We start from the raw sequence: 14,033 nt of genomic DNA, 5'->3' as shown, positions 1-14,033 counted from the left end.
GAAGGCACCATACCGGACCCCACATTAACCACCATTTGTCGTCGGGCTACCTGCTCTGGCCGCCAACAAATTTCCACCGGCGTTCCCGATTGCGGCCCTTCACCGTAAAGGTTATGGGGAACAAAGCGGTCAGCCGGCAGCTGCCACAACAATTCATCAACTTCTTCAGCCTGCGCCTGTGTATCACACAGCACGCTAATTTTTTGCTTATTAGCAAACGCTGAGGCAATGACTTCACTGGCGCGGCCTGCCACACCATTGTCACTGCTGGTAAGTTGATAAAATATCACTTGTGGCATAAATGATTAGTCCTCTAACTTGATATCAGCGCGGTTCATTAGGAACTGAGAAAGCATGGGTACTGGACGGCCAGTTGCGCCTTTGTTCTTACCACTGCGCCATGCCGTACCGGCAATATCAAGGTGAGCCCAGTTGTACTTCTTAGTGAAGCGCGACAAGAAACAACCTGCGGTAATTGAGCCTGCTGGGCGACCACCAAGGTTGGTCATGTCGGCAAACGGGCTTTCAAGCTGCTCTTGGTAATCGTCCCACAGCGGCAAACGCCATGCGCGATCTGAGCTTTGCTCTGATGCATTAAGTAGTTCGTGAGCAAGTGGGTTGTGCGTGCTCATTACAGCTGTCGCATGGTGACCAAGTGCGATAATCGCTGCACCAGTTAGCGTGGCTACGTCAATCACTAGCTCTGGGTCGAAGCGCTCTACATAGGTTAACGCGTCGCACAGTACCAAACGGCCTTCGGCATCAGTGTTTAGTACTTCAACGGTTTGACCTGACATGGTCGTTAGTATGTCACCCGGACGGTACGCTTTGCCATCTGGCATGTTTTCACAGCCTGCCAATACGCCAATAACGTTAATGGGCAGATTCAGCGCCGCGATAGTGTGCATAGTACCAAGTACGCCAGCAGCACCACCCATGTCGTACTTCATTTCATCCATGGCTTCGCCTGGCTTAATTGAAATGCCGCCTGAATCGAACGTAAGGCCTTTACCTACAAGTACAATTGGGGCTTGATCAGCTGGGCCACCGCGATGATGCATAATACTCATCATACTTTCGTTGTCTGAACCACGGCCAACAGCCAAATACGCTTGCATACCAAGCTCGGCCATTTGGGTTTCATCAACGACTTCAGCGGTTACGCTGTCGTACTGGCTGGCAAGCTCCTGCGCTTGCTGCCACAGATACGCTGGGTTACAGATGTTTGGCGGCATGTTAGCCACGTCTTTGGTCACTTTCGCACCGCGAGCAACCGCTAAACCGTGTTCAACTGCACGTTCACCCACAGTAAGTTCACGGCGTGTTGGTACGTTAAATACAATTTTACGCAGTGGGCGACGTGGTTCGCCTTTCTTGGTTTTAAGCTGCATAAAGGTGTAAAGCGTGTCTTCAGTTGCTTCTACTGCCTGACGTACTTTCCAGTAGGTATCGCGACCTTTAACGTGAAGTTCGGTAAGGAAACATACCGCTTCCATTGAGCCTGTTTCATTCAATGTTTGAATGGTTTTGGCAATAATGTTTTTGTACTGACGCTCGTCTAATTCGCGCTCTTTACCACAACCGACTAGAAGCACGCGCTCGCTTAGTACATTTGGCACATTGTGTAGCAACAACATTTGGCCGGCTTTACCTTCAAGGTCGCCACGGCGTAACAAGTTGCTGATATAACCTTCACTGATTTCGTCTAGCTGTTCAGCCACTGCCGTTAGGCGGCGCGGCTCGAAGACACCCACAACAATACATGCGCTGCGTTGCTTTTCAGGACTGCCACTTTTTACACTAAACTCCACGATATCACCTCGCTTTTCGTCGTTTATGGTTTGCACGATGACTAAAATCACGTAACGTTTCGCGCTGCTTTATGTTTTAATACGCAGCATAACTTTTTAGTTCGCTGCAATTTACGCTTAAAGACCTATTGAATATAGGTTAAATTTGCGTCAAAACACCATGCAAACGGTTTATGATTGCAGGCAAAACTTGTAAAAACGGTAAGTTTAAACAAAATTGTGCTTTCTTTCACTAAAATTCCTAATTTTCCGGAAGGGCTGAGATGCTGATATTCCGCTATTTACTTAAGGAAACGCTGAAATCTCAGTTAGCGATTTTCTTTATCCTAATGGCAATTTTTGTCACCTTGCGATTTGTGCGCGTTTTGGGCGACGCCTCAGACGGTGATATTCCCGCTGGGCTAGTGCTTGGCTTCCTAGGTTTATATGCCCCTATCCTCTCTTCACTAGTGCTGCCTATCAGCGCCTATTTGGGCATTATGCTGGCACATGGCAGGCTGTATGTAGACAGTGAAATGACCGTAATGCGAGCCTGTGGTATCAGTGAATGGTATGTAACGCGGGTAATGCTGTTCTTGTCTGTACTTATCATGATCGTCACAGGCGCAATTACCCTTTATTTCGCGCCAATGGCTGCAGAGAACGAATATCAGCTGCGAGAAAAAGCCAGAAATGAGGCGGGAATATCAGCGTTAATGCCAGGTAGATTCCAGCAAACCGGTAACGAAAAAGCGGTTATTTTTGTTCACGATGTAGACAACAACGATAAGCTACAACGTGTGTTTTTATCGCAAAATCAAACGGACGATAGCGAAGGCGACGTGCGCGTTGTTTATGCACAAACTGGTGAAGTGGCCAATAACCCTGACGGCACGCGAAACCTTGTGTTGAAAGAAGGGGTACAGTACGAAGGAAAGCAATCTGAAAAGGCTTTCCGCAAAGTAGAATTTGACGAATACCAAATTCAGATTGCCGATAAACCTGCCGACGAAACTCGTCGTAAGGTAAGCGTACTGCCTACTAACGAACTGTGGGAAGACGACAGTATTGAAGCTAGAGCAGAACTTCAGTGGCGTATTGCCATACCGCTTTCCATTCCGTTTTTAGTACTAATTGCTGTGCCGCTAAGCGCAGTCGACCCGCGTCAGGGGCGCTTTGGTAAAATGTTCCCTGCCATCCTGCTTTACTTGGGATACTTCTTGCTGCTGCTTGCGAGTAGACGAGTGTTAGAAGACGGCAAAATGCCACCTCAGCTTGGCTTATGGTGGGTGCATACCATCATGCTGATTATTGGTGTCATGTTGATTGTGCGAGACAGAAAAACCGGCACTGAGCTTCGCGCTTGGATATTGGGGAAAAAGTAGATGTTTAAGATCCTCGATTTATATATCGCCCGTACGCTGTTAGGCACTATTACCGTTACGCTTAGTGTACTAATTGGCTTAAGCGCGCTTATTAAATTTGTAGAACAGCTGCGAAAAATTGGCGAAGGCGACTATGACATGCTGGTCGCTTTTATCTACGTATTGCTAAGCTTGCCTCGCGACTTAGAGCAGTTCTTCCCTATGGCAACATTGCTGGGCGGCCTTATTGGCATGGGCGTACTGGCTAGCAATAGCGAATTGGTAGTGATGCAGGCCGCAGGTATGAGCCGCTGGAACATCATAAACTCAGCCATGAAGTCGACCCTTGTAATGATCTTATTAGTGATGGCCGTTGGCGAGTGGGTCACCCCGTACAGTGAAACCAAGGCAAAACAGATAAGAACTGAAGCCATTTCAGGCGGTAGTTTATTTTCTTCCGATAAGCTGGTGTGGGCAAAGGATGGCGACCGATTTGTAAGCATAGGTCAGGTGTTAAGCCAAGACTCTCTCAAAGATGTGAGCATATTTAGCTTTAACCCTGACTTGTCGCTAGAGAGCATTACTCACGCTAAAAATGGGGCCTTCGACGGCGACGGTTGGTGGCTAAGCGACGTTGAAGTAACCAAGTTTACTGAAACGAATGTTACGGTAGATGAAAATAACCGCATGCGTTGGAATTCAACACTGACACCAGACAAACTAGGCATTGTTGCGGTTAAGCCAGAGGCTTTATCTATTACTGGGCTGCTGGATTACGTGAACTACCTAGACAACAACGACCAAGACCCTTCTCGTTATCAACTCGCCTTGTGGCGCAAGGTATTCCAACCTATTTCGGTAGGCGTAATGCTGTTAATGGCATTGTCGTTCATCTTTGGCCCGCTGCGTAGCGTTACAATGGGCGCACGCGTGATCATGGGCGTACTGACAGGCTTCGGTTTCTTTATTCTCAATGAAGTATTTGGTCCAGTGAGTTTAGTTTATCAACTGCCTCCGTTCTTAGGGGCTCTGCTACCAAGCTTGCTGTTCGCGGCCATTGCAGGGGTAATGTTGAGGCGTTGATCACCTATCAGCATTCATCTAATTCAATAGTCAAAACTAATAAAAAAGAGGCCTTACAGCCTCTTTTTTTGTGACTTTTTTGCGCCTTACAAAGCACCTTTACCAGCTCTTGTGGTCGTTCGCTTCTTTGGTCAGCTTCAACACTTCAGTCTTTGCCAGTCGGTCTTGCAGTGATTGTTTATTTTTAAAATCAAACAAGACAAGTAAGGTGCCTAGACCTCCTAGCGATGCTATAAGGCGAATGAACAAGCGCGGCCAGGTCATTGGCTCTTCAACCGTGCTGTAAATTCGCAAACGCCATGCACGCATGCCTAGGGTTTGCCCGCCCCTGCGCCAGAACCACAAGAAAAACCCAGCTATCCACAAGCCCACCCACGTTTGAATAAGCAGCTTATAACCAAAAGAGGCCTGAATCAGATCGGCAGGTTCAGCATAGCCTTGTAGGTCAAGCGCGCCATTTTTCAGCATAACCACCAGCGTTACGATCATGACCATGGCCGCACACATCCCTACGGCAGTGGCTACTAGTGTATCGTAAATCATTGCCAACAATCGTCGCACAAACCCCGCCCGCTCAAGCGATGAACTGTCTGATTCTGAGTTGGGCGCGTTTTTATCATCCTTCGTTTTTAGAGGGTTTGATGATGGGGACTTCTTCTTGGCTTTTCTGTCGTGTCTCGCCACGGGCTTCTCTTCACTTCATTAACAACAGCGTTTATTTTGACACAAGCACCAGATAGCTTAAACAACATAAGCCTTAGTTAACGGCATTTAATAATGCAATAGGCAAAGAAAAATGATTTCCACCTTTTTGCATCCATTAACCATTGTTAATCGTTATTGCTATTACAAACGGATAATGGACGTAAATACGGTGACAGCAAAAACTCTGGTAACAACACTTCTCGCTAGCTCATTTTCGCTTGGTATGGGCGCTGCAATGGCGTTAGACGACCCCGAAGGTGATATTGAGCATATTCGAGTACGTGGTGACTCATCTGTAAAAGACGGAGAGTTTATCTCGGCTTCGCAGGGATGGGTGTCTGGTGACACCTTGATTGAACGCCCAATGTTGCGCGCCGGTGAAATACTCGAATTCATCCCAGGCATGATGGTGACCCAACACAGCGGTTCGGGAAAAGCCAACCAGTACTTTTTGCGTGGATTTAACCTAGACCATGGCACTGATTTCACGGTGAGTGTAGACGGTATGCCAGTGAACATGCGAAGCCACGGACATGGCCAAGGCTACAGTGACCTTAACTTTATTATCCCCGAATTTATCGACAATCTAAGCTACTTCAAAGGCACCTATTATGCCAACATCGGCGATTTTTCTAGCGCTGGCGGGGCGTTCTTCAATTTAAGAGATTCACTTGAGCAAAACCAGTTGTTCTTAGGCTTAGGAGAATATGGGTTCAAGCGCGCTGTTGCATTAAATCACTTTGAAGCAGGAGAGAGCCGCGTTGTTACAGCGCTGGAATATCAAACCTATGACGGCCCGTGGACTGACGTTGACGAAGATGTAAAAAAGAAAAACGCCCATATTCGTTATATTACGCCTTTGTTAGACGGCCAACTCACCATTACAGGAATGGCCTACGATAATAGCTGGAACGGTGCTGACCAGGTACCTGAGCGCGCTATTGAAAGCGGCTTAATAGACCGTCTTGGCTCTATCGACACCCAAGTTGGCGGTGATTCGTCTCGCTATAGTCTCTCCGCAAACTATACGAGTGATACATGGAATGCCTCACTGTATGCCATAGATACAACGCTAAGCCTTTTTTCAAATTTTACTTACTTTCTTGATAACCCAGAGACAGGCGATCAATTCGAACAGGCCGACGACCGAAAAATTTACGGTGGTGAAATATTCACTACCCTTCCCTTGGCGCTTACGGATGGAAGCAGTATTACCTTAGGCGGCCAGTGGCGTTTCGACGATATTGAAAACGTGGGTTTGTATCGCACCCAAAACTTAACCCGCTTTGGCACTATCCGAGAAGACGAGATTAACAGCAACAGCTATGCACTTTTTGCTCAATCAAACATCGTATTAAGCGACGCACTAAGCCTGTCATTAGGTGGTCGATACGATTACTTAGATGTGGACGTTACCAGCAGTCTTGGGGCCAATTCAGGTAGCGAAAGTGACGGTTTATTTACCCTTAAAGCAGGCTTGAAGTACGGTGTATCAGACCAACTCACCGCATTTGCCAACATTGGGCAGGGCTTTCACTCTAACGATGCGCGAGGAGCAACAATTAGCATAGACCCGGTAAGTGGTGACGCCACCGAAGCTGCTCCCTTGTTAGTAAAGAGCCTTGGCTATGAAGCGGGCGTTAACTATACCGATAACAAAACCTATAACCTGTCTGCTGCCTTGTGGCGCCTAGAGCTTGATAGCGAGCTGGTATATGTTGGTGATGCAGGCTTTACTGAAGCCAGTCGCCCCTCCGAGAGGCACGGCATTGAAGTGAGTGCCTACTACTGGATAAGCCATCACCTAACAACAGACATTGAAGCTGCGTGGACCAAAGCCCGATTTAGCGACAGCGTTGAAGGCGAAGGTCGCCACATCGATGGCACCGTGCCAGGTGTGGTGAGTGCAGGGCTAACCTACTATCAAAGAAGTAACCAACTAGGGTTCAGCTATACCTTACGAAGCCGCTACTTAAGTGCTCGCACCGTAGAAAGCTTCGATGAAATTTCACCGCCGTCAACATTTTTAGTGAATGCTCAAGTTGCCTATCGCCAGCCAACTTGGGACGTAACGTTAGAAGTACTCAATGCCCTAGACAGTGACGATCACGATATTGATTATTTTTACGCATCTAGGCTGCCCGGAGAGCCAGAGGAAGGGATTGAGGATTTGCATTATCACCCTGTAGAGCCAAGAAATGTTCGCCTTACCTTTTCAGTAAAGTATTAATACATAAACGCTTTACTGTTTGGGGTCTGTCTATTGATTAGGTAACCATTCAGGCAGTTGTATATAAAACATGCTACTTTAAGAAGTAGCCGCCAAATAGTTAGAGCAATAAACAAATGGCCGCGCTACAACGATAAAAATAGGAGCAACAATGGAACACGAAACTCTGTTTCCTCTGCTGTGTAAAACCGCAGACGGCGACAAAAAAGCGTTCGCAGAGCTTTATAAGATAACCAGTCCACAGCTCTACGCTGTTGCTTTAAGGCTTTTGAAACGCCCTGAACTCGCTGACGAAGCCACACAAGACGCCTATATAAAAATTTGGCATAACGCCGGTAATTATCAACGAGGCAAAGGTACGGTACTTACCTGGATGGTCAGTATAGCTCGCTATCGTGCGCTCGATTTAATCCGCTATCACAACGTAAGAAATGAAGTCGAATTAAATGATGACGCACCGTCAGGTATGGAAACCACGCAATCAATAAAGTTAGAGGCAGAGCAAGCAAAATTGGCCTCTTGTTTAGATGAACTTGATGGACCGCAGCGTCAGGCTATCCATTTAGCCTATGTGAATGGTATGTCGCATCAAGAGGTGGTAACTCACTTGGCGTCACCACTTGGAACCATTAAAAGCTGGATAAGACGAGGCTTGCAAAGCTTGCAGAGGTGCCTATCACTATGAATTATTTAAAAGAAGAGCGATTAAACGCCCTCGCCGCTGAATATGTAGTTGGAACGCTGCGCGGCAAAGCGCGTACGCGCTATCAAAAGTTAATGATGCAGTATCAGGCTGTTAGCGATGCAACCGCACAATGGGAGCAATACCTTACTGGATTTGCTGAAACCTTGCCTCCGGTGACACCACCTGACAGCGTGTGGGAGAGCATACAAGTGAAGCTTGGCCACAAAGCGGCCAATGATACAGAGTTTGTCGGTCAGACTACTAATAGTATACCCAGTAGCGACAATGTAGTTGATCTTGAAAAAGAAAAGCAGAAACGCTGGAAGAACTTATCGTTCATATCCACAGCTGCTGCATTGGTGTTAGCTGTATTGCTTTTCCTGATGCAACCTGTGCCTACCCCAGAGGTTTCCCATATTGCCGTAGTCAATAATGCTGATAACACGCCATTGTGGGTAATAGAAGTTTCTGACACAACCATGGTTGTTAAGGTCACCGATGCATTTGTGGCGTTAGCAGACAAAGACTATGAGCTTTGGATGGTGCCGGCAAACGGCGAAGCACCAATTTCTCTCGGCTTGATGCCTGAAGTTAATGGCGACACGCGCGCGACACCAGATATCTTGCTAGATCAAAGTATCGCAGCGTTAGCAGTGAGCTTAGAAGCACCAGGCGGCTCGGTAACAGGCGCACCAACGGAAGTGCTATATATAGCGCCGATTGTTTCCGTGTAATTTTACGCACAAAGCAGCACACCAAAAGGCCACGAAACGTGGCCTTTTACTTTTTATAAAAACTTTATTTTAATTTTTTAAATATTTTTGCATCTAAGGTGAAACCTCAGTCGTTTGGTCTCTTGAACTCATAAAAAAGCAGAGAGACTCGACATGATCCAATTCAAACGCAAAACTTTGTCACTGGCTGTCGCCGTGACATGTGCAGCCGTAACTGCTGGCGCAATAGCGTCAAGTCACCGAGAAGCACCTAATATCACTCGCCACCCAGCGTTAGATAGCACCGACTTTTATGCTTTCAATAGCTATGAACAAGGCCGTGAAGATTATGTGACTTTCATAGCAAATTATATTCCACTGCAAGATGCCTATGGTGGCCCTAACTACTTTGCAATGGACCCGAATGCGCACTACGCGATTCATATTGATAGCGATGGCGACGCGGTTGAAGACTTAAGCTTTGTTTTTAAGTTTAACAATATGCTTGCTGCCGATAACGAAGGTATCGCCTTGCCTATAGGCCCTGAAGGCGAACAGAAAATGGTGAAAGTACCGCTTAAAAATGTAGGCGGTATCAGCGCAGACGATTCAAGCGCAGCAAACTTCTCAGAAATGTACAGCCTTACTATGGTAAGTGGCGACATGCAGACAGGCACGCGCACTGCTCTTACTCCCGCCATGGGCGATATGTTTAAAAAGCCGCTTGATTACATTGGTAATAAAACTTTTACCAGTGAAGCGGAATACGCACGCTATGCTGAAAGCTTCATTTATTCGTTCAGTATCCCTGGATGCGATGACATGGCCAAAGTGTTTGTTGGTCAGCGTAAAGACCCCTTCGTTGTTAACTTGGGCAAAACATTCGACTTGGTAAATTATGTACCTGTTGAGGGCGACAGCGCACCGGGCGCAGGCGATGGTGAAGGTTTTCCTGGCGGTATTACGCAAAGTGCCATGAATGATGACTTAGCCGATAAAAACGTGACAGCGTTATCTATCGAAGTACCCAAAGCGTGTATTACCGGTGAAGGTAATGGCGTAATTGGTAGCTGGACGACGGCAAGTTTACCGCAGGCGCGTATCCTAAACCCAGATGCCACTTTTGCGAAACCTGAAACCAACGGCGGTGCAATGACTCAGGTGTCTCGTTTAGGTAGCCCACTAGTGAATGAGCTTGTTATTGGTATTGGCGATAAAGACAAATTCTCTACTTCTCACCCAAGTGCAGACGGTCAATTCGCTGATTATGTAACTCACCCTTCATTGCCAGAACTACTGAACATTCTGTTTAAGGATGCAGTGAATACTACACTGGGTACGGATATTGAGACCCTTGCGCCGACTAACTTCCCGCGTATGGACTTAGTGACAGCGTTCCTTACAGGTTTCCCAGGCGTTAACCAGCAAGCAACTGTAACAGCATCAGAAATGCTGCGCCTAAACACAGGGATCCCAGCAACGCCAACCGAATCTCAGTCAGCATTTGGTGTGGCTGGCGATGACTTAGCAGGATTCCCGAACGGTCGTCGCCCGGGTGATGACGTGGTTGATATTGCCCTTCGCGTAGTTATGGGCCGCTTGTGCTATCCCATCCCCGTAGCAGGTGAAGATACAGATCTTGGCCTTTGTACACCAGAGGACGCCAGCGTGGGTAATGTACCTTTCACTGATGGTGCGCCTGTTGATGCAAGCATGATTGATTCATCATTTCCGTACCTAAAAACACCACTTGCTGGCTCTGAATAAGGAGATCCATCATGTCTAAGATTAGGTTATTTAACAAGAATCTGAATACATCCTCATTCGCGAAGTCGGCTCAAGCACCTTTGCAGAAACATAGAGTGTGGATCATTTCTGGATTAGTGCTAGCGCTATCTGGTTGTTTCGATAGTGATGACGATAACGACTATCAAGCGCCAGAAGAAAATGCAGCGCCGGTTGCCGTTGATGAAATGCTGACGACGCAGGCAGACATTGCGATTGATGGCACGTTGACAGCAACCGATGCCGATGGTGATCCACTTACCTTCGGGCTTGGTGAAAACGGTACGTTAGGTAATGCAGAAGTTAATGCTGATGGCAGCTTTACCTACACACCTAACGCTCAGGTAACGGGTAGCGATAGCTTCACATTCACCGTTTCTGACGGTGTTAACCCAGAGGTTACGGCCGCCGTTAGCGTTACGATTGAGGCACAGCAGGTATCGTTTTCTAGCTATACCCGTGATGCCTTTAACCAAGCACCAACCGATGAACCTCTGCCAATTAACGGCCGCGAGTTCACTCAAGATGCTGACGACACCACGTTCGATGATTTATTGATTGGTCAATAACGAACGGTGAGCACACAGTGTCAACCGTAAAGCCAGGGACGGCTTTTATAAAGGAAGTTCTGATGAAGATTATAAAGTGCTGGAGTCTTAAATTCGCTGTAGCGAGCGTTTTTTCCGCCATAGCAACCTGTTCGGTTTATGCCCAGCCCGAAACGCTCAACTTTGATACCGTCATCGCAACGTGGCAGCCTCAACAGCTATCTATAGCAAGTTTCAATGAAGCGGAAGAAATTTTGTCTTCAAGTAGATACCTTCAAGCAAAAGGCGATGAGCGGGAGCGTATTGTAAGATTCACTAACATAATGCGACAAAAACTCGATTCATTGAGTGCTGGCCAAAAAGAGCGTTTAGTTATTCTAGAGGCTCGACTACTACAAGGTATTCATAAGTTTGAACAAGCCAAGCAACATCTTAATCAAATAGCGCACTTACGCTCTCCAGCTGCACAATTACTGTTGGCAGATATAAATATGCAGCAGGGTAACGCAAAAAAAGCAAAAGAAAACTGCGAAAAGCTGGTAGGGCAAACAAGCTTTTTAATTGCTTTCACGTGCATGGTAAATGCTGATTTTTCACAAAATAGAGATGTGAAATTCCTAAAAAAACTTAGCGCTTTTGAGACCTACACTAGTAAAGCAAGGCCTGCGGAGCGCCAGTGGTTTTATGAAGTACTTGCAGACATGTCGCTTCAACTTGGTAACGCTGAAGCCGCGCTTGAGCATTTGTCACAAACAGAATTCGAAAAGCTACCTATAAGCGCAATGTTAGTTTGGGCCGACGCACATTTTGCGTTGAATAACTATAAGGCAGTGAGTTCTGGGTTTAGCAACTCCGTACCCGATATATTGACAGCCGACGATGGCTTACTACTTAAATGGGCTATTGCGGAACGAGCGCAAGGTATCGTGCGCTCTGAAGTGCAAGCTCAACTTGCTAAGAACATGGAAATTCGAGTATGGCGAGAAGACAGTTCTCACGCCGCACAGGTCGCCACTTACTTTTTAGAGATTGAGCCCAATTACCCACTGGCGCTTAAATTTGCCGAAATTAACTGGCAATACGCACAGTCATTGGATGACAAAAACCTCCTAGAGCGCGCTCGCCGTGCTAATGAAGTATCGACCAATGCTTAAAGTTCTCCCGCCCTTCAGTAAACGAGTCATGATTAGATTTATCACACTTTTCATCTTTGCCGCCTTCAGCGTTTTCACGCATTCCCACGAACTGAGCAACGGCTATTTAACGCTTAAAAACGATTCAAATAACACTTTGTCTGGCGAGCTCTTGCTAAAGCCTGAAGATATAGGGCAAGCAGCAGGGCTAGATAGTAATAATGACGGTAACTTGATCTGGGGTGAAGTCAACAGAAACCACACCATGGCGAACGACTATATCCAAAACCACCTTGTGATTCGAGATAGCGAAACGCGATGTTCGGTTAGTATTGCTCCCCCTTCTATACGAGATATATCTGCAGAGTCATTACTGGTATACCCGCTGTCGGTAAACTGCGTATATTTAAACGAAGTATCGATACAATACACTGGCATAGTTAGCGATTTTCCCACCCACAAGCTACTCACAACGGTAACGTTAAACGATCACACAAGTGTTTATGTACTAAGCGATGAACGCTCTTTTATCACTGCTACTGCTACAGGAAACAGCTGGATTTCGCAGTTTGGGGAGATGGTTTATCAGGGAGTTTGGCACATTTTCATTGGACTAGACCATATACTGTTTTTGGTTGCTACGTTGCTCACCGTTAATCTTTACAGGGAAAATAAGAGCTGGGTGAAAGAGCAAAGCAAAAAGCACATTATAAAAAGCACGGTGATATTGGTAAGCACGTTTACGTTAGCGCACTCGATTACATTAACTGCCACAGCACTGGATTTTATTACGCTAGATAGCCGTTTTGTTGAGCTAGGCATTGCTATATCAGTGGCTATAACTGCGCTTAACAATGTGTACCCTATCATCATGCGTTTAGGATTTATTACCTTTGGGTTCGGCCTACTCCATGGAATGGGATTTGCGAGCGTGTTTGGCGACCTTAACGCCCAGTCGGGCAGCTTGGTAATGAATGTATTCGCTTTTAATATAGGGGTAGAGCTGGGTCAACTTGCCATAGTTACGCTGCTATTGCCCTTACTCATCCTACTTAGAAACGTAAGGTTATATTCAAAAGCCATAATGCCAATTGCATCGTCAGTAATCGCGGTAGTAGCGATTAATTGGACGCTTCAGCGTTGGTAAAAGTGTGCGTTCTGTTGATTAATAAGAAATAGATAAAGCAAAATACGCTTTTGAACAATCTTTCGGCACTTAATCACAAAAAGCTTAAAAAGTTGTTGTATAGGCGCGCCGCATCGCTATAATGCCATGCATCAACACCACGTTGATAACCATACACAATGCCAGTGTGATGGAATTGGTAGACATGACGGATTCAAAACTGATAGTGTCTAACAATCAAGCTAAGGCAAGTCATTGAAAGGTAAGCGCCTTTTGACTAAAACAAGCTAAAATATGCTTGCAAAGATTTGCAAAGTTTTTAAACCTCGCAAATATTAAAATTTGATGCCAGAGTGATGAAATTGGTAGACATGACGGATTCAAAATCCGTTGCTAGAAATAGCGTGCCGGTTCAAGTCCGGCCTCTGGTACCATATTTCGAATTCTTTGCAAAGCGACCAGCTTGAATAAACCGACCTTTGAGTCGGTTTTTTTGTGCGGATTCGAAACTTCAATATGTGTTAATTTTCATCACCAGTAAAAACTGGCTCGACCTTTTCAAAATCTTCTCGAAAAAGCCACTTAGAGATATAGTCACTTAATTTTCTCCATATATACTGATAAATAGTCTTAAGATTCACTCCCCAAATGCTACCGATGAAGTTTATGGTAGTTGCTATTCCGACCGAAAGTAACATTGCCCAGTTCTGGCCGACTTCCTTAATGCTATTTCCTGTTAATCCAAGAAAAGCTCCATAGACCAAACCGAAAGCTAAAAAGATAACCACCATGAAGCTGATTATTCTACATCCGCTATCAATAAAACTTTTAACTCTGCTAATGTGGCCATTGCTTTTGTTAAGTTCAGCAT

General features: G+C 46.1%; 13 protein-coding genes and 1 tRNA gene. 10 read left to right on the top strand and 4 right to left on the bottom strand.

Translation table 11 applies throughout. The features are described from left to right. The coding region (locus BIZ39_RS17705; RefSeq protein ID WP_187447607.1) for a DNA polymerase III subunit chi at positions 1–299 on the bottom strand (299 nt) is incomplete at its 3' end. A gap of 6 nt (positions 300–305) precedes the next feature. Then, positions 306–1,811, bottom strand: coding sequence for a leucyl aminopeptidase (pepA, locus tag BIZ39_RS17700; RefSeq protein WP_014950602.1), 1,506 nt, complete (start codon positions 1,809–1,811; stop codon positions 306–308). A 263-nt stretch (positions 1,812–2,074) separates the two neighbouring features. Here pepA and lptF point away from each other — a divergent pair, with 263 nt between their 5' ends. Continuing rightward, a complete protein-coding gene (lptF, locus tag BIZ39_RS17695) occupies positions 2,075–3,175 on the top strand; it encodes an LPS export ABC transporter permease LptF (RefSeq protein ID WP_049588260.1) in 1,101 nt (366 codons plus the stop codon). Further along, on the top strand, positions 3,176–4,237 hold the full coding sequence (gene lptG, locus BIZ39_RS17690; protein ID WP_168463472.1) for an LPS export ABC transporter permease LptG: 1,062 nt from the start codon (positions 3,176–3,178) through the stop codon (positions 4,235–4,237). Between the two features lie 99 nt (positions 4,238–4,336). Here lptG and BIZ39_RS17685 read toward each other — a convergent pair whose 3' ends face one another. Then, a complete protein-coding gene (locus BIZ39_RS17685) occupies positions 4,337–4,921 on the bottom strand; it encodes an RDD family protein (protein ID WP_187447606.1) in 585 nt (194 codons plus the stop codon). A gap of 175 nt (positions 4,922–5,096) precedes the next feature. Between BIZ39_RS17685 and BIZ39_RS17680 the strand changes: the two genes are divergently transcribed. The 8 genes from BIZ39_RS17680 to BIZ39_RS17645 all read left to right on the top strand — a co-directional run bounded on the left by BIZ39_RS17680 (position 5,097) and on the right by BIZ39_RS17645 (position 13,596). Beyond that, a complete protein-coding gene (locus BIZ39_RS17680; protein ID WP_187447608.1) occupies positions 5,097–7,172 on the top strand; it encodes a TonB-dependent receptor in 2,076 nt (691 codons plus the stop codon). A gap of 151 nt (positions 7,173–7,323) precedes the next feature. Further along, positions 7,324–7,857, top strand: coding sequence for a sigma-70 family RNA polymerase sigma factor (locus BIZ39_RS17675; protein WP_014977297.1), 534 nt, complete (start codon positions 7,324–7,326; stop codon positions 7,855–7,857). Continuing rightward, positions 7,854–8,591: an anti-sigma factor domain-containing protein gene (locus BIZ39_RS17670; protein ID WP_187447605.1), complete on the top strand. Its 738-nt coding sequence runs from the start codon at positions 7,854–7,856 to the stop codon at positions 8,589–8,591. Before BIZ39_RS17675 ends, BIZ39_RS17670 begins: the two co-directional genes overlap by 4 nt. 153 nt (positions 8,592–8,744) lie before the next feature. Beyond that, positions 8,745–10,337, top strand: a complete 1,593-nt coding sequence (locus tag BIZ39_RS17665) for a DUF4331 domain-containing protein (RefSeq protein ID WP_187447604.1) — start codon at positions 8,745–8,747, stop codon at positions 10,335–10,337. A gap of 8 nt (positions 10,338–10,345) precedes the next feature. Next, positions 10,346–10,924: an Ig-like domain-containing protein gene (locus BIZ39_RS17660; protein WP_155661545.1), complete on the top strand. Its 579-nt coding sequence runs from the start codon at positions 10,346–10,348 to the stop codon at positions 10,922–10,924. Positions 10,925–10,986: 62 nt separating this feature from the next. Then, positions 10,987–12,057: a hypothetical protein gene (locus BIZ39_RS17655; RefSeq protein WP_187447603.1), complete on the top strand. Its 1,071-nt coding sequence runs from the start codon at positions 10,987–10,989 to the stop codon at positions 12,055–12,057. Positions 12,058–12,085: 28 nt separating this feature from the next. After that, a complete protein-coding gene (locus BIZ39_RS17650; protein ID WP_187447602.1) occupies positions 12,086–13,183 on the top strand; it encodes a HupE/UreJ family protein in 1,098 nt (365 codons plus the stop codon). Positions 13,184–13,509: 326 nt separating this feature from the next. Then, positions 13,510–13,596 (top strand) — tRNA-Leu (locus BIZ39_RS17645). Positions 13,597–13,683: 87 nt separating this feature from the next. Here BIZ39_RS17645 and BIZ39_RS17640 read toward each other — a convergent pair. Then, positions 13,684–14,033 (bottom strand): hypothetical protein (locus BIZ39_RS17640; protein WP_187447601.1); only part of this gene is annotated, 350 nt, incomplete at its 5' end.

Origin of the sequence: Alteromonas sp. BZK5 (assembly GCF_014349115.1) — a bacterium.
Lineage (GTDB): Bacteria > Pseudomonadota > Gammaproteobacteria > Enterobacterales > Alteromonadaceae > Alteromonas > Alteromonas macleodii.
Note: the sequence above shows the minus strand (reverse complement) of the source record. Positions and strands in the feature narration are given on the sequence as shown.